Below are 17,826 nucleotides of genomic sequence, written 5' to 3'. Positions count from 1 at the left end.
CGACAGGCTTACGTGGACTGGGGTCAGGCGGTGGTGTCCGGCGCGGCGGTGATCCGGAACTGCGTGAACGTGGCCGCCCCGGCGTGGCCCCCGCCGGTGGGCGCGACCGCGAAGAGGCCGAGCAGGGCGCCGACCCAGCGCCAGGGCGTGGCGGCGAAGACCTGTCCCGAGGACTGCCACCCCTCCCCCACGTCGTAGGAGAACCGGCAGCGCGCGCCGGCCGAGGTCTCGATCCGCAGCCGGGCCCGTCCCCCGGGCGCCGGGCGCGCGTGGTCGGCGTCCCGTTCCCGCTCGGCGACGGTCTCGGCGAACCGGTGGACGAGGTGCACGGTCCCGTCGGCACCTCGCTGGAGTCCGATCCAGCGGAACGCGTCCCCGAGCACGGCGAGCCCGGCGCGCGCCCCCGGTTCCTCGCTGTCGAGCCTCAGTTCCACCTCGATGACGGCCGGGGTCCCCGGCAGCCGCTGTGTGAGCACATTCGCCAGTTTCCGCAGGTCGTGCGCGTGCACGGAGCGCACGCACGTGAGCCGCAGCCCGTCCCCGGAGTGCTGGGTGGCCCAGCCGTCCTGCGGGTTCGCGGTCCACTGCCACTGGCGTCCGAAGCGGCCGCCGGGGAAGTCGTCGTCGAGCGCGGGCGCGGCCGGCGGCTGCGCGGGCAGCTCCGGCTTGCGGTGGACGGCGACGGGGGCGCCCTCCTCGCCGAGCACGGGCCAGCCGTCCGGCGCCCAGCGCATCGGCTGCAGGTGGACGACCCTGCCGTACGCGCCCCGCTGCTGGAAGTGCAGGAACCAGTCCTCGCCGGCCGCCGTGCGCACCCAGCCGCCCTGGTGCGGCCCGTTGACGTCGGTGTCCTTCTGCTCCAGGACGATCCGCTCCTCGTACGGGCCGAAGAAGTCGCGGGAGCGGAAGGCGCCCTGCCAGCCGGTCTCCACGCCCCCGGCGGGAGCGAAGATCCAGTACCAGCCGTCGTGCCGGTAGAGCTTGGGCCCCTCCAGGGTGAACCAGCCGGGGAGCCGGTCCGCGTCGACGATGATCTTGCCCTCGTCGAGCAGTCCCGTCCCGTCGGGCCGCATCCGGTGGCCCGTGAGCCGGTTCTTGACGCCGGAGCGGGACTTGGCCCAGGCGTGCACCAGGTACGCCTCGCCGGTCTCCTCGTCCCACAGCGGGCACGGATCGATCAGCCCCTTGCCCTCCTTGACCAGATGCGGCCGGGTCCAAGGGCCGCGGATCCCGGGGGCGTTGACCTGGAAGATGCCCTGGTCGGGGTCGCCCCAGAAGATCCAGAACCGGTCGTCGAAGTGGCGCAGCGAGGGCGCCCACACCCCGCAGTCGTGGCGGGGGGCCTTGAACTCGGCGGCCGGTTCGAGGAGTTGCAGCGCGTGGCCGACGAGCGTCCAGTTGACCAGGTCCCGGGAGTGGAGCAGGGGAAGACCCGGGGCCCGGCCGAAGCTGGAGGCCGTCATGTAGAAGTCGTCGGCCACGCGCAGGACGTCGGGGTCGGACCAGTCGGCGTCGAGGACCGGGTTGCGGTAGGTGCCGTCGCCCCGGTCGGCGGAGAAGGCGGGTGCGCTCACCGAGGTGGTCACGGGCTCACCGCCTTGCGCACGAGGGCCGCCGCCTCGTCCCGGTCGAGGGTGCCGTCGGCGACGACGGTGACGACCCGGCGGACGGCCGTCCCGCCCGGCTCGATCGGGAGGCGGTCGGTGTGGGCGAGGGAGGAGCCGACGCCCGGGTACTCGTCGGCGCGGACGAACCAGGGGTCGCGACGGGTGGTGTCGGTGGCCCCGGCGAAGACGAGCGTCCAGGTGCCGCCGACCAGGGCGAGCCAGTCGGCGCGGCTGCCGTGGACCGCGGCCTCGCCCTCCGCCTCGGCGGTGAGGACACGGGGTGCCGTCGCCTCCTTGCGGGCCCGCCAGAAGAAGCCGCCGTACGCGGCGCCGGGGCGGCCGTTGGTCGCGGGGCTGCCGATCGACAGCGGGGCGTCGGTGATGTTGGTGAGGGAGAAGGTGAAGTCCAACGCCCAGGCGGTGTCGGTGAGTTCGGTGGCCGCGACGGTACGGCGCTCGCGCAGCAGTTCCCGGCCGGACGCCACCCAGCGCAGCTCCTCGACGAAGCCGTCGGGGTCGCGCAGCTGGAAGGCGGTGTGGCGCTGGGAGCCGTGGTTGTCGAGCTCGGTCGGGCCCCGGTCGCGGACATAGGTCCGTCCGCCCCAGAAGTTGTACCCCTCGACGTCGGGAACGGCGACACCGACGCCGAGGTGGTGGAGGTGGTCGGCGGGACTCAGCTCGGTGACCGCCGTACCGGACAGGGTGGTGACGGGATGCAGACAGGGGCGCGGGGAAAGCCGTCCGGGCAGTTCGGGCCGGGTGAGGTACCGGCCCACCGGGCGGCCCGCCACGCGCAGGACCAGGGAGTCGTCGGTGATCGTCACGTGCTCACCTCTTTCGCCGGTGCTTCGGGGTGCGCCCAGGGGGCGCCGAGTTCGGAGTAGAGGGCGAGGCCGTCGGCGGCGGCGGCGACGAGACCGTCGATGCCGTCGACGACCCGGCGGTCCTCGTCGGGCAGCCTGTGCCAGGCGTCGGCCGGGAGCGCGATCGGGTCCGGGGCGACCCGGATCGCCTCGACGACCTTCATGAAGGCGCCGGTCGTCTCCGGCGGGACCAGCAGGTCGGTGCCGTCGACGAGGTGGTCGACGAGGTTCTCCAGCAGGTCCGTGCGGCCGTACTCGATCTCCTCCGGACCGTGTCCGGCGCGCTGGACGAGCACGCGGTCCTGCTTGTACCAGAAGGTGATCCGGCCGCTGGTGCCGTGGACGACGTTGTACGGGTCGTCCGGGTCCGCCGCGCACAGCGTGGCGGCGACGGTGATCCGGCCGCCGTCGGTGGTGGTGATCCGTACGCAGGAGGTGTCGTCGGACTCGATGTCGTTGGCGCGCAGCAGCTCGGTCTCGATCGCGGCGACGTCCTCGGCGCGGCCCGCGTCGGCGAGTGCCAGCCCGGTGGCGACGGCGTGCGCGAGGGGGTTGGTGAGCGCCCCGTCGATCACGTCCACGCCGTTCATGCGCCGCTTCCCGGCCCAGGGCGCGCGCCGGTAGTACGCCTCGGCGCGGGCCCAGGCGCCGGCGCCGCCGATGCCTACGACGTCGCCGATCAGGCCCTCCGCGACCATCTTCCGGATCGCGGGCAGGGCGTGCGAGCCCAGCGACTGGAAGCCGATCTGGCAGACCACTCCGGCCGCCGCCACCCCGTCGGCCATCCGGCGGTACTCGGCGTACGACGGGGCCGGCGGCTTCTCCAGCAGGACGTGGACGCCCCGCTCGGCGGCCGTCAGCGCCAGGTCGGTGTGGGTGGGGATGGGCGTGCAGATCACGGCGATCGCCGCGCCCGTGGAGTCGAGGAGCGCCCCGAAGTCGGCGGACTGCTCGGGCGTGCCGAGGCCGTCCGGGATCTCGTCCGCGCCCAGCGGGGTCAGTTCGCAGATCCCGGCGAGCCGGACGATCCCCTTGTCGGCGAGGCGCCGGATGTTCTCCAGGTGCCAGCGGCCATGGCCCCGGGCGCCCGCGAGGACGAGCGGGAGCGGTGTCTCGTGGACGGTGCCCTGCGGGTTCACGGTGTTCATCGGATCCTCCCTGCGCCCGCGCCGCGTGCCACCTCTCGGTCGGCCTTTCCGGCGCTGTCGATCTTCTGGTGCAGGGTAGGCGTCCAGCCCACGTCGGCCGTGAGATCTCGCTCGCTGCCGGAGTTGTAGGCGTTGTGGATGGCCAGGAGATCCACCGGATAGCCGTTGAAGAGGGTGCCCGTCTGGTGCAGGGCGGTGCCGTTCCAGCTCTTGACCAGGTCGGCGACCTCGATGTGGCCGGGTGTGGTGAACGCGTTGTTCTCGGCGTACACGGCGGACTCGGTGGAGACGCCCAGGGAGTAGCGGTGGTCGTGGGCGTCGGCCGGGACGACGTAGCGGTTGTTGTAGAGGTGCACCTGTCCGAAGCGGACGCGCGGCGCGCGCTGCACGACGTTCTCGAACTGGTTGTGGTGCAGCGTCACCCGGAGCCTGCCCCGGTCGCCGGTGGCCGTGTCGCCGTTGCCGATCAGGATCCCCTTGTCGTGGTCGGCGAAGCGGGACCAGGAGACGGTGACCAGGTCGGAGGCGTTGGTGATGTCGAGCAGGCCGTCGTGGCGGAGGTAGTTGCGGCCGAAGTACGTCGGCTCGTCCTCGTCGGGGTGCCCCTGGTCGGAGATCGTGACGTGGTCGATCCAGACATGGCTGGAGCCGCGCACCCAGATGTTGTCGTACGCCGTCTTCCAGTCGCCGAGGCCGCCGGTGTTGGGCTGCCAGGCGGGGAAGCAGTCGTAGGCGTCGCGGAGTTCGAGGTCGCGGACGATCACGTTGTCCGCGCCCTTGAGCTGGAGGCTGGCCCCCTTGAGCACGGCGCCCTTGAGCCCGACGATCGTGGTGTTGGAGCCGACGGCCAGCTCGACCCGCTCGGCCTGCCTGGCCGCCGACGCCTGGCGGGCCTCCTCCTGGGGGCCGCTGGGCCTCGCGCCACCCCAGGTGCGCGGGTCGTAGGCGGCCAGATACTTCCTCAGGTCGTAGCCGTCGGTGGCGTAGTCGGCGCAGTCGAGCTTCTCGCCGTCGTCGGACGTGTTGGCGTCGATGGTCCCGGCGATCCGGATGATCTTCGGGGTGGCGCTGCCGCCGTCGAGCGCGCGGACCAGCTCGCTCCGGGTGCGTACGGTCAGGACGTGGGCGTCGTCGGCGGTGGAACCCCCCGTGGTACCACCGTCGGCGGCCGCCCAGCCGTCGTCCGCCGCGAGCGTGTCCCGGCTGATGTCCCGGTCGGCGCCCCGGGCCTCGGCCCCGGCCGGGGTGGTGAGCGTGAGGCCCACCACCCCCGCGAGGGCGACCACTCGCACACCCCTCCGCCGAGGGGTCGGCAGACTCATCCCTTCACCGCCCCGGCGCTGAAGCCCGTGATGAGCCACTTCTGGATGAAGGCGAAGACGATGACCACCGGGACGGCGGCGATGATGCCACCGGCCGCCAGCGCGCCCAGGTCGACGCTGTCCGCGCTGAGCAGGGTGTTCAGGCCGACCGGGATGGTCTGCTTCTCCTGGTTGCTGAGGAACATCAGGGCGAAGAGGAAGTGGTTCCAGGAGTGCACGAAGGCGAAGGAGCCGACGGCGATCAGGCCGGGCCGCAGCAGCGGCAGCACGACCACCCGGAACGCGGTGAAGCGGTTGCAGCCGTCCACCCAGGCCGCTTCCTCCAGCGAGTACGGCACGTTCTTGATGAAGTTGCTGATCAGGATGATCGACAGCGGCAGCTGGAAGACCGTCTCGGCGAGGATGACACTGCCGAGCGAGTTGATCATCTGCAGCTCGGCGAAGATCTGGAACAGCGGGACCAGGAGCAGTGCGCCCGGGACGAACTGGGAGCAGAGCAGCGCCAGCATGAACCAGCGCTTGACCTTGAAGTCGAACCGGGCGAGGGCGTAACCGCCGGCCAGGGCGACGAGCGTGGTCATCAGCAGGGTGACGACACCGACCAGCACGCTGTTCTGGAAGTAGGTGCCGAAGCTGCGTTCGTTCCAGACCTTCTCGAAGTGCTCGAAGGTGACGGGCCAGGGCACGAGCGAGGTCGAGCCGGGCTTGCGGAGCGCGAACAGCAGGATCCAGTAGAAGGGGACGAGGGTGAAGACCAGGTAGATCGACAGCGGGAGGTAGATGTGCCAGCGGGGGACCTCGTCCCAGGCGCGGTGGACCTTGCCCGGTCGCTGCGGGGGCTCGTCGGCCGCGGGCGCGGACGTCACCGGTACGGTCCTCTCGGCGTCCTTGGTGATCACTTGGACTCGCCTCCGAACTTGCTCAGCCGCAGATAGACCATCGAGCAGAAGAGCAGGATCACGAACGCGACCGTGGTCAGGGCGGACGCGTAGCCGAAGTTGTGTGCGTCGACGGAGGTGTTGGCGATGTACAGCGGGAGGGTCGTGGTCACTCCGGCCGGTCCGCCGCCCGTCAGGGTGTACAGGAGGTCGACGTTGTTGAACTCCCACACCGCGCGCAGCAGCGTGGAGAGGATGATCGCGTCCTTCAGGTGCGGCAGCGTGATGTGCACGAACTGTCGGACGCGGCTGGCGCCGTCGACCTCGGCGGCCTCGTACAGGTCCTTCGAGATGGACTGGAGGTCGGCGAGGATGAGGATCGCGAAGAAGGGGACTCCGCGCCACAGGTCGGCGACGATCGCCGCCGAGAAGACGGTGGAGGTGTCGGAGAGCCAGCTGGTGCCGTACTCACCGACGCCCATGTCCGCGAGGTACCGGGTGATGCCGGTCTGGGAGTTGTAGAGCAGCACCCAGATCGCGGAGGTCAGCACGCCGGAGACGGCCCACGGGGAGAAGACCAGGGCGCGGCCGAGGGAACGGCCGACGAAGGTCTGGTTGACGATGAGCGCGAGGGCGAGACCGAAGAGCAGCTGCAGCGAGACCTCGACGATCACCCACTTGGCGCTGAAGACGAGGGTGTCCCAGAAGAGGGGGTCCTCGGTGAAGGCGTGGACGAAGTTGTCGAAGCCGGCGAAGCCGTTCCGCCAGGGTTTCGTGGGGTTGTAGTGCTGCAGGCTGTAGTAGAAGACGCTGATGACCGGGTAGGCGATGAAGCCCAGCATGAGCAGGGCGGCCGGCGCGATCAGCAGGTACGGCAGCCTGCGCGGGGTCGCGGAGGCACGGCGCCGCCGGGGTGGCGCGGGCGGTTTCGCCACGGCTGCGGCTTGGGCCATGACTGGGGCTCCGTTTCTGGGTGTGTCGTGGTGCGTCGTCGTGCAGGAAGCGCTTTCTCGCTGTGCATGGGTGTGCTTGATCGCGCGGTACGGGGTGCCTCTCGCTGTTGGGCCGCGGGTGCGGGTGGGTGGGGGCTTGTCACGCGGTTCCCCGCGCCCCTCCCTCCCCACCCGGCGTCACCTCGTTCAGCCCGCGTAGGGGTCCGGGACCTTGCCCGGTCTGGCCAGGAACTCGAAGTCGCAGCCGGTGTCGGCCTGGGTGATCTGGTCGTTGTAGAGGGCGCCGTAGCCGCGTTCGTAGCGGGTGGGCGGTGGGGTCCACTCGGCGCGGCGGCGCTCCAGCTCCTCGTCGTCCACGTTGAGCCGGAGAGCCCGGGCCCCGACGTCGAGGGTGATCGAGTCGCCGGTGCGGACCAGGGCGAGGGGCCCGCCGATGTACGACTCCGGTGCCACGTGCAGGACACAGGCGCCGTAACTCGTCCCGCTCATCCGGGCGTCGGAGATCCGCACCATGTCCCGTACGCCCTGCTTCAGCAGATGGTCGGGGATGGGCAGCATCCCGTACTCGGGCATGCCCGGCCCGCCCTTGGGGCCGGAGTTGCGCAGCACCAGCACGCTGTCGGCGGTGATGCCGAGCGACGGGTCGTTGATCGTCCGCTGCATGGTCCTGTAGTCGTCGAAGACGACCGCGGGGCCGGTGTGCTTCAGCAGGTGCGGCTCGGCCGAGATGTGCTTGATGACCGCGCCGTCCGGACAGAGGTTGCCCCGTAGGACGGCGACCCCGCCCTCGGTGGCGACCGGGTTGTCGCGGGTCCGGATGACGTCGTCGTCGTGCACGAGCGCGCCGTCGAGCTGTTCGCGCATCGTGTCGTGGGAGACGGTCGGCCGGTCCAGGTGCAGCAGGTCGGTGATCCGGGACAGGAACCCGGGAAGACCCCCCGCGAAGTGGAAGTCCTCCATCAGGTACGTCCGACCGCCGGGCCGGACGTTGGCGAGCACCGGGACCGTACGGGCGATGCGGTCGAAGTCGTCGAGGGTGAGCTTGACGCCCGCCCGGCCGGCCATCGCGATGAGGTGGATGACCGCGTTGGTGGAGCCACCGAGGCCGAGGACGGTGGTGACGGCGTCCTCGAAGGCATCGGCGGTGAGGATGTCGCTCAACTTCCGGCCCTTGTGGACCAGTTCGACGATACGCAGACCGGCGGCGGCCGCCATGCGGTCATGGCCCGAGTCGACGGCCGGGATGCTGGACGCGCCGGGAACGGTGACCCCGAGGGCCTCGGCGGCGGCGGTGAGCGTGGAGGCCGTACCCATGGTCATGCAGTGCCCCGGCGAACGCGCGAGACCGGACTCCAGCTCGGTCATCTCGCAGTCGCCGATGAGCCCGGCGCGCTTGTCGTCCCAGTACTTCCACATGTCGGTGCCGGAGCCGAGGACCTCGTTGCGCCAGTGCCCCGGCAGCATGGGCCCGGCGGGCACGAACACGGCCGGCAGGTCGACGGAGGCCGCGCCCATGAGCAGCGCGGGCGTCGACTTGTCGCAGCCGCCCATCAGGACGGCCCCGTCGACCGGGTAGGACCGCAGCAGTTCCTCGGTCTCCATCGCCAGCATGTTGCGGTAGAGCATCGGGGTCGGCTTCTGGAAGGTCTCGGAGAGCGTCGAGACCGGGAACTCCAGCGGGAAACCGCCCGCCTGCCAGACACCCCGCTTGACCGCCTGCGCGCGATCCCGGAGGTGCACATGACAGGGGTTGATGTCCGACCACGTGTTGAGGATCGCGATGACCGGCTTGCCGAGGTGCTCCTCGGGGAGGTAGCCGAGCTGGCGGGTACGGGCTCGGTGGCTGAAGGAACGCAGTCCGTCGGTGCCGTACCACTGGTGGCTTCGGAGTTCTTCGGGCTTCTTCATGTCGGCCGGCTCGCTCATATCGACCACCCGGCCACGATGGCGGCGACCTCGGAGCGTTCTTCCTCGGGCAACTGCTTGCTGGGGGCCCGGACGTCGCGGAGGCAGAGGCCGAGGGAGGCGAGGGCCTCCTTGACGACGGTGACGTTGTTGGCGGAGCCGTTGGCGGCGCGCAGTTCCTCGAAGCGGCGGATCTGCTCCCAGACCTTCATCGCGGCCGGGAAGTCGCCCGATCGAAGCGCTTCGATCATGTTCAGCGAGACGGCCGGGGCGACGTTCACCAGTCCCGACGTGAAGCCCGTGGCGCCGGCCGAGAAGTAGGAGGGCGCGTACGGCTCGGCGAGGCCGGCCACCCAGACGAAGCGCTCCAGGCCGGCGTCGCGGGCGAAGGCGGCGAAGCGCGCGGCGTCCGGCACGGCGTACTTGACGCCGATGACGTTCGGGCAGGCGTCGGCGAGTTCGGCGAGGCGTTCGCCGGTGAGCTGGGCGTTGCGGATGTAGGGCACGACGCCCAGTTCGGGCACGGCCTCCGCGATCGACCGGTGGTAGTCGACCCAGCCGCGCTGCGAGACGTACGGGTGCACCGGCTGATGGACCATCACCATCTGCGCCCCGGCCTCCCGGGCGTGCTCGGCGGAGGCGACGGCGGTCGGCACGTCGTGCCCCACGCCGACCAGGACGACGGCCCGGTCGCCGACCTCGTCCATGGTCAGCTCGGTGACCAGGCGGCGCTCCTCGGGGGTGAGGGCGTAGAACTCACCGGTGTTGCCGTTCGGGGTGAGGGTGGTGATCCCGCCGTCGAGCAGCCGACGCAGCAGGGCCCGGTGGGCGCCCTGGTCGACGGTGCCGTCCTCGGCGAACGGAGTCACCGGGATCGCCACCACGTCGGCCAGAGCCGTCCGTTGGGTCTCGAACGTCACGCTGCTCATGGATGACCTTCCTCTGCAAGGAGCTCTTGGAGGACTGCGGAGGGCTGGCGGGCCGCCGCGTCGTGCGGCTCCGCCGTGCCTCGTGGACTCGGGGGCTTGCTGGTCCTGCGGGCTTGCCGGTCATGCGTGGCTTGCTGGTCCTACGGGCGTACCGGTCGGGCTCACGGGTCGTGCGGGCTCACTGGGCCTGCTGTTCCTCGCGGACCCCCGGGAAGGCCCGTTCCACGAACGAGGCGATGTGCGCGTACAGGGCCGCGGCGGCACCGTCGGCGTCGCCGTCCAGGGCGAGCCGCAGGATCTCCCGGTGCTCGGCGGCCTCCCGCTCCCAGGAGGGGTCGGCGGCCCAGGCGACGGCCGAGACCAGGGCGGCCTGGTCGCGCACCTCGTCGAGCATCCGGCCGAGCAGCGGATTGCCGCACGGCACGTACAGCGCGCGGTGGAACTCACGGTTGGCCAGCGATCGTTCGGCGGTGTCCGTGGCCTCGTCGGCCCTGGTCAGCGCGTCACTCGCCGCGTCCCACGGGACACCGCGCCGCACCGAGCGACGCAGCGCCTCCGGCTCCAGGAGCAGCCGCACGTCGTAGACCTCGCGCGCCATGTCCGCGTCCACCATGCGCACCGTGACGCCCTTGTACTGGCTCATCACGACGAGTCCGGTCCCGGCCAGCGTCTTGAGCGCCTCTCGGACGGGCGTCTTGGACACCCCGAACTGCGCGGCCAGCTCGGTCTCGACCAGGGCCTGACCGGGCGTCAACTGCCCGGTGAGGATGCGGTGCTTGATCCCCTCCAGCACGAACTGCGTGCGGGACGGGATCGGCATGGGCACAGAGGTCATGCGCGCCTCTCGGATCTCACGTATGCGATCTCACGTATGGGATCTCCCATATCGCGTCTCATATATGACGTACGAAGTACGACGCGTTGAAGGTAGGGAGGGCGCCCGTGTTTCGTCAATGCTTCTGACAGAAGAAGATGTGCGCGCCGTCACATGATCTTGGTGTCACACGAGGGATTCACACGGTGTGGGTGTCACCCACGCGCGCGCTCTCGGTCGGGCCACCGAAGACCACCGCCGCCCGCCCGGTCGCCCCCTCCGGGGTGAGCGTGGGCCCCACATGGGTGACCAGCAGCCGGCCGGCGCCCTTGGCGTACCTCCCGGCCTCCTCCGGGGTGAGATGCACCCGGGGTTCGCCTTCGCGATGCGTGTCGATGTCCGCCTCGCACAGGAACAGGTCGGCGCCGGCGGCCAGCGCGCTCAGCTCGTCGCACGGTCCGCTGTCCCCCGAGTAGGCGAGAACCCGCCCCTGGCACTCGGTGCGCAGCCCGTACGCCTCCACGTCGTGGACGACGGCGCGGGCGGTGAGCGTGAGGTTCCAGTGTCTGGCGGTGTGGCCGTCGTACAGGGGTCGGAAGTCGAACACCCCGTTGAGGAAGGAGCTGTCCGACCGCCCGAGGAAGCCCGCGACCCGGGCGGCGCAGTCACCGGGCGCGTAGACCGGCAGCGGCGCCGGCAGGATGAGGCCGCCGTAGGCGAACCCGTAGGCCGCGGCCAGCAGATCCGCGCAGTGGTCCGCGTGCAGATGCGAGATCCAGATCGCCGTGAGCCGAGTGGGATCCGTGTGCCGCTGCAACTCGGCGAACGTACCGAAGCCCGCGTCCACCCATATCTCGGCGCCCCCGCCGCGCAGCAGATACCCGGAAGGCCGGCCGGCCCGGGCCGGGGTGCGGTGAGGCGGTGCCGAGGACGGTGAGGCTCAGGGGCATGCTCGGGAGCGTACGGACGCGGGCGGGGGCGCGCGCCGCGTTTGTACGTTCTTTCGTGGGTTGCTCATGGTGTTGCTCGCCGGGTGGCCGCTATGGCTTCCACTGAGGATCACGTCCGCTCAGACCGATCACCCGGTCCAGCAGCGGCTCGTCGTCCGGGACGGGCACCACGGGGCCGAAGATCTCGCCGCGCGACGGGTCGTCGACCGAGGCTTCGAGGAAGGAGTGCGTCGCGGCGAGGGCCGGCGGATCGGCTTCGTACGGCTGACCGGTCGCGCGAGCGAGGTCCCAGCCGTGCACGACGAGTTCGTCCGTCGCCACGGCCCCGGCGACGTCCCCCGGCAGCGGCACCCCGCCCGCCCTTGTCTCACCGGTCCACGCGGCCGGGTCCCGCCAGACCTCCGCCAACTCGTCGAGCACCCGGGGCAGGGCCTCGCGCCAGTCGGGCCCGATGTCCGGCAGCGCCGCCTGCGGGGCGGTGTCCGTCGTGACCCCCAGCTCCTTGCGGCCCGCGTCCCGGAAGGCGGTGGCGAGCCCGAGCAGATGCCCGAGGAGGTGGCGCACCGCGTACTGCGGGCACGCGGTGGGGCCGGAGAGCTGGTCGTCCCGGACGGCGGCGACGAGCCGGGCGACGATCCGGGCCTGCGGGCCGAGGTCGAGGGAGGTGGGGCCGTGGTCGGTCATGCGGTACTCCTTCACCGGTCTTCGTCGTTCGTGTTCGGTAGACCCCCGGCGCCCCGAGAACTCATCGCCCGCGGACCACCCACCTTTCCGGGTGACGATTCCTAGGGCATCCGCCCGATCCCCGGGCCGGGGCCTTAGCGCCACGCTCACCAGCCATGACTTCCACGACATCCACGACATGGGCGGTGGCACGGGTGCTCCGGGACCGCGACGCGGGGCTGTATCTGGCCGGGGTGGTGGTCTCGGGTCTCGGTTCGTCGGCGATGTGGCTGGTCGCGGGCGTCTGGGTCAAGGACCTCACCGGCTCGGACGCGCTGGCGGCGCTGTGCGCGGTGATGCTGTGGGCGCCGCTGCTCGCCGGGCCCGTGCTGGGCACCCTCGCGGACCGCCCCCGCCGCCGTGCGCTCCTCATCACCACCGATCTCGCCCTGGCCGCCCTCCTCCTCACCCTCTTCGCCGTCGACGCCCCGGGCGACCTGTGGCTCCTCTACGCCGTCCTTCTCGTATACGGGACGGCGGGCGTCGTCCACGACGCGGCGGAGTCGGCCCTCGTCGCCACCACCGTCGCCCCTTGCCTCCTCGGCGACTTCAACGGTCTGCGCATGACGGCGAACGAGGGCATGAAGCTGCTGGCTCCCCTGGCGGGGGCGGGTCTGTACGCGGCGTACGGCGGAGCGACGGTGGCCCTGCTGGACGCGGTGTCGTTCGTCGCGGCCGCGGGGTTGTACGGGCTGGTGCGGGAGCGGGCCGGGCACCGGGAGCGGGGCCCGGGCCGGGCGGCGGACTCCCGCCCCGCTGGACGGACCGCCCCCGGCTCACGCGCCCGCCCTGCCGAAGGCCCCCGCCCTGCCGAAGACGTCCCCACGGCCGAAAGCCCCCGCACCACCGAAGACGCCCCCACGGCCGAAAGCCCCCGCACCGCCGAAGACGTCCCCACGGCCGAAAGCCCCCGCACCGCCGAAAACGTCCCCACGGCCGAAAGCCCCCGCACCACCGAAGACGCCCCCACGGCCGAAAGCCCCCGCACCGCCGAAAACGTCCCCACGGCCGAAAGCCCCCGCACCGCCGAAGACGTCCCCACGGCCGAAAGCCCCCGCACCGCCGAAAGCCCCCGCACCGCCGAAAACGTCCCCACGGCCGAAGGCAGCCGCACCGCCGAAGGCGTCCGCCGTCTTCTCACCGACCCGCGCCTACGCCCCCTCGTGCTGGCAGGCGGCACGACCATGCTGCTGTCGGGGGTCAACGGCTCCCTGATCTTCGCGGTGGTCGAGTCCCTCGGCCGCTCCCCCGCCCACGCCGGCCTCCTCCACGTCGCCCAGGGCGCCGGATCGATCGTCGTCGGCCTGACCACGGGCCTCCTCCTGCGCCGCCTGGGCGAGCGCCGTTTCGCCGCGTACGGGATCGCCCTGACCGGGGTGGCGGTGGCGCTGCGCGCCGTACCCGACGACACGGTGGCCCTCGGGTGCGGCGCGGCCATCGGCGCCGGTCTGCCGTGTGTCCTCGTCGCGACACTCACCGCGGTCCAACGCCACACGCCACCCCACCTGCTGGGCCGGGTCACGGCCACCGCCCACACGCTGCTGTTCGCCCCGACGGCGGTGGGCATGGCGATCGGCGCGGCCCTGGTGGGACCGGTCGACCTCCCGGTGCTGTCGGTGACGGTGGGGGCCGTCTTCCTCCTGCCGGCGGCCGCGCTGCTGCGCCGTCGCTGAGCCGTGCGGGACCCTGTACGCATGGGCAGGGTGATCTGCGACATCACGATCTCGCTCGACGGCTACTCGGCGGGGCACCACCAGACCGAGGAACGCCCGTTCGGCGACGACGGCGGCGACGGCTCGGGCGCCGCGCTGCACGCCTGGATGTTCGACGCCCCCGAGGAGAACCGGGCCGAGATCGACCGGTTGAACACGGCCGGGGCCTTCGTCATGGGGCGCAACATGTTCGGCCCGGTGCGCGGCGCGTGGGACCGGCCGTGGAACGGCTGGTGGGGCGACGATCCGCCGTTCCACGCGCCGGTGTTCGTCCTCACCCACCACCCGCGCACCCCGCGGCCGATGGCCGGCGGCACCACGTTCCACTTCGTGACGGAGGGCATCACCGCCGCGCTGGCCGGGGCCCGCGCGGCGGCCGGCGAGGGCGACGTCACGATCCTCGGTGGGGCGACGACCGTCAACCAGTACCTGACCGCCGGCCTCGTCGACGAACTACGGCTGCACATCGCCGCGTTCACCCTCGGCTCCGGCACCCGGCTCTTCGAGGGCGTCCCCCCGCTGGACCTGAGGCAGCTGACCTCCCGCTCGACGACGCTGGTCACCCACCTGACCTACCGCGTGCTCTGAGCCGGGCGGGCACCGCGATCCGGCCCCGTCGGCTCACCCCACCGCCGTCAACGCCTCCCGCACCGCCGCCAGGTCCTGGTCGGAGGCCAGACCCGCGTGGTACAGCCGGAGTTCGGTCGCGCCCAGCTCCGCCGCCCGGCCCGCGTCCTCGGCCAGGGTGACCGGGCTGCCGCCCATGCCCGACACGATGCCGAAGTTGGCGGCCAGTACGGCGCCCTCCGCGCCGACCTCGGCGAAGGCGGGCAGCAGACCCGGCCCGCCCGCGCACGGGACGACGACGCCGTCCGCCACACGGAGGATGTGCTCGGGGTCGACCCCGGGGTTCGCACCGCAGTGGTACGGCACCGGGTCGGCGTGCAGCAGGATCCGGAACCCCGCGGGCGCGGCGGCGCGCACCGCCTCGACAGCCGTCTCCTGGAGGGAGCGGGCGATCGCGTCCCGCCACGCGCGCGTGGCCGCCGCCCGCTCCGCGCCGAGCAGCTTCTCCACGGCCGGCCAGCCCTCGTCGACGGCGTCGCCCCGCCACAGCGGTTCCAGCGCGCCCCGGACGCCCGCCGCCAGTTCCTCGGGGTCCCGGCCGGCTTCGGCGTAACCGGCGCGGCAGGTCCCGCAGAAGCAGAGCGACATCAGGTACTGCCCGGCGTCCCCGAGACCGACGCCGCCCGTCTTGTCGTGGGCGTGGAGGTGGGAGAACCCGTACCAGCCGAGCGACTCCAGTTCCGTGCCGCGGGCGCCCGGCCGGACCGCCGCCTCCACGGCCAGGTCGACGAGGTACTCCCGGGTCGCCTCCTGCGCGACGCACGGGGCCCACGGATACCGGTCGCCGTAGGCGTTGACCACGGAGGTCGAGGGGTGCTCGGCGCCGAGCCGGGAGTTGTGGGCGAGGACGACCCAGGTGTGCACGTCGAGACCGGCGTGCGCGAGGGCCGTCGCCGCCTCGCCGAACGCGTCACCCGGCGCCCACTCCCCCGCCGTGTACGGCCGCAGCGTACGGCCCTCCCAGCGCGCGCCCGGCGGGTACAGGACGGCCGCGTGCTCGGCGGTGACGATGCGCCGGCGGGGGTGGCGGGGGGTGAGCGCGCGGGTGGAGTGGTACGCGGAGGCGAGCGTCACCTGTCGTACGCCCAGCCCCGCGATGCGCTCCGCGGCGGCCGGGTCCCCGTTGACGTCCCACGGGTAGACGAACGTCGACGCCTTCACTTGCCCTCCTGGCACTCTTCCAGCAGCGCGTGTCCGCGCTCGATCAACTGGCCCAACTGCTTGACGTGTTCCTCGGCCGGCTCGTGCAGCGGCGGCCGTACGCCGCCCACGTCCAGTCCCCGTAGCCGTACCCCGGCCTTGACCAGTGACACGGCATAGCCCCGGCCCTTGGCGCGGAGTTCGACGAAGGGCCGGTAGAACCCGTCGAGCAGTTGTTCCACGATCGCACGGTCACCGGCTTCGAGCGCCCGGTGGAAGGCGAGGGCGATCTCCGGGACGAAGCAGAAGACGGCCGACGAGTACAGGGGGACCCCGACGCCGCGGTACGCGGGCTGGGTCAGCTCGGCGGTCGGCAGGCCGTTGAAGTAGAGGAAGTCACCGGTGGTCGGGGCCTCGGCGCGTACCGCGCTCACGATCCGTGTCATCAGGTCCAGGTCGCCGACGCCGTCCTTGAGGCCGACGATCCCTTCGGTGCGGGCCAGTTCGACGACGGTCTGCGGGGTGAGGACCGCGTTGTCGCGCTGGTAGACGACGACCGGGAGGGAGGTCGCGGCGGCCAGTTCCCGGTAGTGGCGCAGCAGCCCTTCCTGGGCGGCCACGACGAGGTACGGCGGCAGGGCGAGCAGGCCGTCGGCGCCCGCCTCCTCGGCGAGGCGGGCGTAGCGCACGGCGAGGGCGGTGCCGTAGCCCGCGCCGGCCACCACGGGCACCCGGCCGGCCGTCTCCGTGACGGCGGCCCGTACGCAACTCTGGAACTCCTCGGGCGTGAGCGCGTGGAACTCGCCGGTGCCGCAGGCGACGAAGACGGCTGCCGCCCCGGCGTCGACGCCCTGGCGGACGTGCGCGCGACAGGCGTCGAGATCGACGGCGCCGTCCGGGCCGTACGCCGTGACGGGGAAGAACAGCGGTCCGCTGGGGACCCTGAGCCGGGCGGTGAGAGGGGCTGACGTCACGGGGGCTCCCAAGTCCGGGCCGAGGTCGACGGTCCGAGCCGACGTCGACGCGCAGGTCCATGTCGCTGATCAATGTTTACATTTCTGAACAGGAGCACGCTAAGGCGCCCCCGCGGGGCCGGTCAAGCCGAACAACCCCCACCGCACCAGCCATTTCCCGCCCTCGCGTCCCCCTTGACGCGCGCGACCGCACTCCTTAGCGTGTCCATGAATGTGAATACCGGACGCCCATGTGCACGGTTGGCGATGCAAGGAGATCCGCGGATGCCCGCTCCCCGCACCGTTCTGCTCACCGGCGCCGCCGGTGGACTCGGCACCCTGATGCGGGACCTGCTCCCGGCCCACGGCTACGAGCTGCGCCTGTTGGACCTGATGCCCGTCGAGGGCGCGCCGGACGCGATCACGGCCGACCTCGCCGACAAGGAGGCCGTACGCGAGGCCGTACGGGGCGTCGACGCGATCATCCACCTCGCGGGCATCTCGCTGGAAGCCTCCTTCGAGAAGATCCTCAAGGCGAACATCGAGGGAACCTACAACCTGTACGAGGCCGCCCGCGAGGAGGGCGTGCCCCGTGTCGTCTTCGCCTCCTCCAACCACGCGGTGGGCTTCACGCCCCGCCCCGGGGACGGGGGCCCGCTGATCCCGGTCGACACCCCGCACCGCCCCGACACCTTCTACGGCCTGTCCAAGTCCTTCGGCGAGGACCTGGCCCAGCTCTACTGGGACAAGCACGGCCTGGAGACGGTGTCGGTGCGCATCGGCTCCTGCTTCCCCGAACCCACCAGCGTCCGCATGCTCTCCCTGTGGATGAGCCCGGCCGACGGCGCCCGCCTCTTCCACGCGGCCCTGACCGCCGAGCACGTCGGCCACACCGTCGTCTACGGCTCCTCCGCCAACACCCGCCTGTGGTGGGACCTCTCCACCGCCCGCGCCCTCGGCTACGAGCCGAGGGACGACTCCGAGCCGTACGCCGAGAAGCTCATCGCCGAACAGGGCGAGCTGGACCCCCGGAACGAGGCCCACGCCAACCTGGGCGGCCACTTCGTGAACGACCCGCCGATCTGGCCCCACTGACCGGACCGGCGGCGACCCAAGGGTTCGTACGTCGTACGGGAAACGAGGGCCGTACGTCGTGCGGAAGGAGCGGGCGGGCACCGAACGGGCCCGCCCGCTCCCGTATCCGGGCACGCCCGTTGCCCGATCCCCCCTCCCCCGCAGGTCCGCGACGGGCCCCGGTTGCGTGAAACGGTCAGGGGCGGGCAGCATCGGACGTGCAACAGG

At 72.0% G+C, this 17,826-nt stretch carries 15 protein-coding genes and 1 pseudogene; 3 read left to right on the top strand and 13 right to left on the bottom strand.

Annotation, left to right across the window (positions count from 1 at the left end):
• Nucleotides 1–23 precede the first annotated feature (23 nt).
• The 11 genes and pseudogenes from RM704_RS18000 to RM704_RS17950 all read right to left on the bottom strand — a co-directional run bounded on the left by RM704_RS18000 (nucleotide 24) and on the right by RM704_RS17950 (nucleotide 12,053).
• Nucleotides 24–1,586, bottom strand: coding sequence for a glycoside hydrolase family 43 protein (locus tag RM704_RS18000; RefSeq protein ID WP_311590814.1), 1,563 nt, complete (start codon nucleotides 1,584–1,586; stop codon nucleotides 24–26).
• Nucleotides 1,583–2,431 carry a DUF6807 domain-containing protein gene (locus RM704_RS17995; protein ID WP_192829730.1) on the bottom strand — a complete coding sequence of 283 codons (849 nt, stop codon included), beginning with the start codon at nucleotides 2,429–2,431 and terminating at the stop codon, nucleotides 1,583–1,585. The genes RM704_RS18000 and RM704_RS17995 overlap by 4 nt, the downstream gene beginning before the upstream one ends.
• Nucleotides 2,428–3,618 carry a Gfo/Idh/MocA family protein gene (locus tag RM704_RS17990; RefSeq protein WP_033529136.1) on the bottom strand — a complete coding sequence of 397 codons (1,191 nt, stop codon included), beginning with the start codon at nucleotides 3,616–3,618 and terminating at the stop codon, nucleotides 2,428–2,430. The genes RM704_RS17995 and RM704_RS17990 overlap by 4 nt, the downstream gene beginning before the upstream one ends.
• Nucleotides 3,615–4,940 (bottom strand): pectate lyase family protein, encoded by a 1,326-nt coding sequence (locus tag RM704_RS17985; RefSeq protein WP_033529135.1) that lies wholly within the window; start codon nucleotides 4,938–4,940, stop codon nucleotides 3,615–3,617. Before RM704_RS17985 ends, RM704_RS17990 begins: the two co-directional genes overlap by 4 nt.
• On the bottom strand, nucleotides 4,937–5,839 hold the full coding sequence (locus tag RM704_RS17980; RefSeq protein WP_033529134.1) for a carbohydrate ABC transporter permease: 903 nt from the start codon (nucleotides 5,837–5,839) through the stop codon (nucleotides 4,937–4,939). The genes RM704_RS17985 and RM704_RS17980 overlap by 4 nt, the downstream gene beginning before the upstream one ends.
• The gene (locus tag RM704_RS17975) at nucleotides 5,836–6,771 is read right to left on the bottom strand and encodes a carbohydrate ABC transporter permease (RefSeq protein ID WP_033529133.1); all 936 of its coding nucleotides are present in this window, start codon (nucleotides 6,769–6,771) and stop codon (nucleotides 5,836–5,838) included. The genes RM704_RS17980 and RM704_RS17975 overlap by 4 nt, the downstream gene beginning before the upstream one ends.
• A 186-nt stretch (nucleotides 6,772–6,957) precedes the next feature.
• A complete protein-coding gene (gene araD, locus RM704_RS17970; RefSeq protein WP_033529132.1) occupies nucleotides 6,958–8,697 on the bottom strand; it encodes an L-arabinonate dehydratase in 1,740 nt (579 codons plus the stop codon).
• Complete coding sequence (locus RM704_RS17965) at nucleotides 8,694–9,605, bottom strand: dihydrodipicolinate synthase family protein (RefSeq protein ID WP_033529131.1); 912 nt, start codon at nucleotides 9,603–9,605, stop codon at nucleotides 8,694–8,696. The genes araD and RM704_RS17965 overlap by 4 nt, the downstream gene beginning before the upstream one ends.
• Nucleotides 9,606–9,783: 178 nt before the next feature.
• Entirely contained in the window at nucleotides 9,784–10,440 is a 657-nt protein-coding gene (locus RM704_RS17960; RefSeq protein ID WP_033529130.1) for a GntR family transcriptional regulator, read from the bottom strand.
• A 178-nt stretch (nucleotides 10,441–10,618) separates the two neighbouring features.
• Nucleotides 10,619–11,369: pseudogene (locus RM704_RS17955) on the bottom strand (MBL fold metallo-hydrolase).
• A gap of 90 nt (nucleotides 11,370–11,459) precedes the next feature.
• On the bottom strand, nucleotides 11,460–12,053 hold the full coding sequence (locus RM704_RS17950) for a TIGR03086 family metal-binding protein (RefSeq protein ID WP_033529239.1): 594 nt from the start codon (nucleotides 12,051–12,053) through the stop codon (nucleotides 11,460–11,462).
• Between the two features lie 155 nt (nucleotides 12,054–12,208).
• Here RM704_RS17950 and RM704_RS17945 point away from each other — a divergent pair, with 155 nt between their 5' ends.
• The gene (locus RM704_RS17945) at nucleotides 12,209–13,765 is read left to right on the top strand and encodes an MFS transporter (RefSeq protein ID WP_311590809.1); all 1,557 of its coding nucleotides are present in this window, start codon (nucleotides 12,209–12,211) and stop codon (nucleotides 13,763–13,765) included.
• Nucleotides 13,766–13,786: 21 nt separating this feature from the next.
• Nucleotides 13,787–14,392 (top strand): dihydrofolate reductase family protein, encoded by a 606-nt coding sequence (locus RM704_RS17940; protein ID WP_033525857.1) that lies wholly within the window; start codon nucleotides 13,787–13,789, stop codon nucleotides 14,390–14,392.
• 33 nt (nucleotides 14,393–14,425) lie between these two features.
• Here the strand turns inward: RM704_RS17940 and RM704_RS17935 are convergent, their stop codons facing one another.
• Together RM704_RS17935 and RM704_RS17930 are read right to left on the bottom strand one after the other, a co-directional pair.
• Nucleotides 14,426–15,592: a hypothetical protein gene (locus tag RM704_RS17935; RefSeq protein ID WP_033525856.1), complete on the bottom strand. Its 1,167-nt coding sequence runs from the start codon at nucleotides 15,590–15,592 to the stop codon at nucleotides 14,426–14,428.
• Nucleotides 15,589–16,545, bottom strand: a complete 957-nt coding sequence (locus RM704_RS17930) for a 5-dehydro-4-deoxyglucarate dehydratase (RefSeq protein WP_033525855.1) — start codon at nucleotides 16,543–16,545, stop codon at nucleotides 15,589–15,591. Before RM704_RS17930 ends, RM704_RS17935 begins: the two co-directional genes overlap by 4 nt.
• Before the next feature lie 264 nt (nucleotides 16,546–16,809).
• Here RM704_RS17930 and RM704_RS17925 point away from each other — a divergent pair, with 264 nt between their 5' ends.
• A complete protein-coding gene (locus RM704_RS17925) occupies nucleotides 16,810–17,619 on the top strand; it encodes an NAD-dependent epimerase/dehydratase family protein (RefSeq protein WP_033525854.1) in 810 nt (269 codons plus the stop codon).
• The last annotated feature ends 207 nt before the right edge of the window (nucleotides 17,620–17,826 follow it).

The organism is Streptomyces gottesmaniae, assembly GCF_031845845.1.
GTDB classification, from domain to species: Bacteria; Actinomycetota; Actinomycetes; order Streptomycetales; family Streptomycetaceae; genus Streptomyces; species Streptomyces akebiae.
This window is presented reverse-complemented; position numbering and strand designations above follow the sequence as displayed.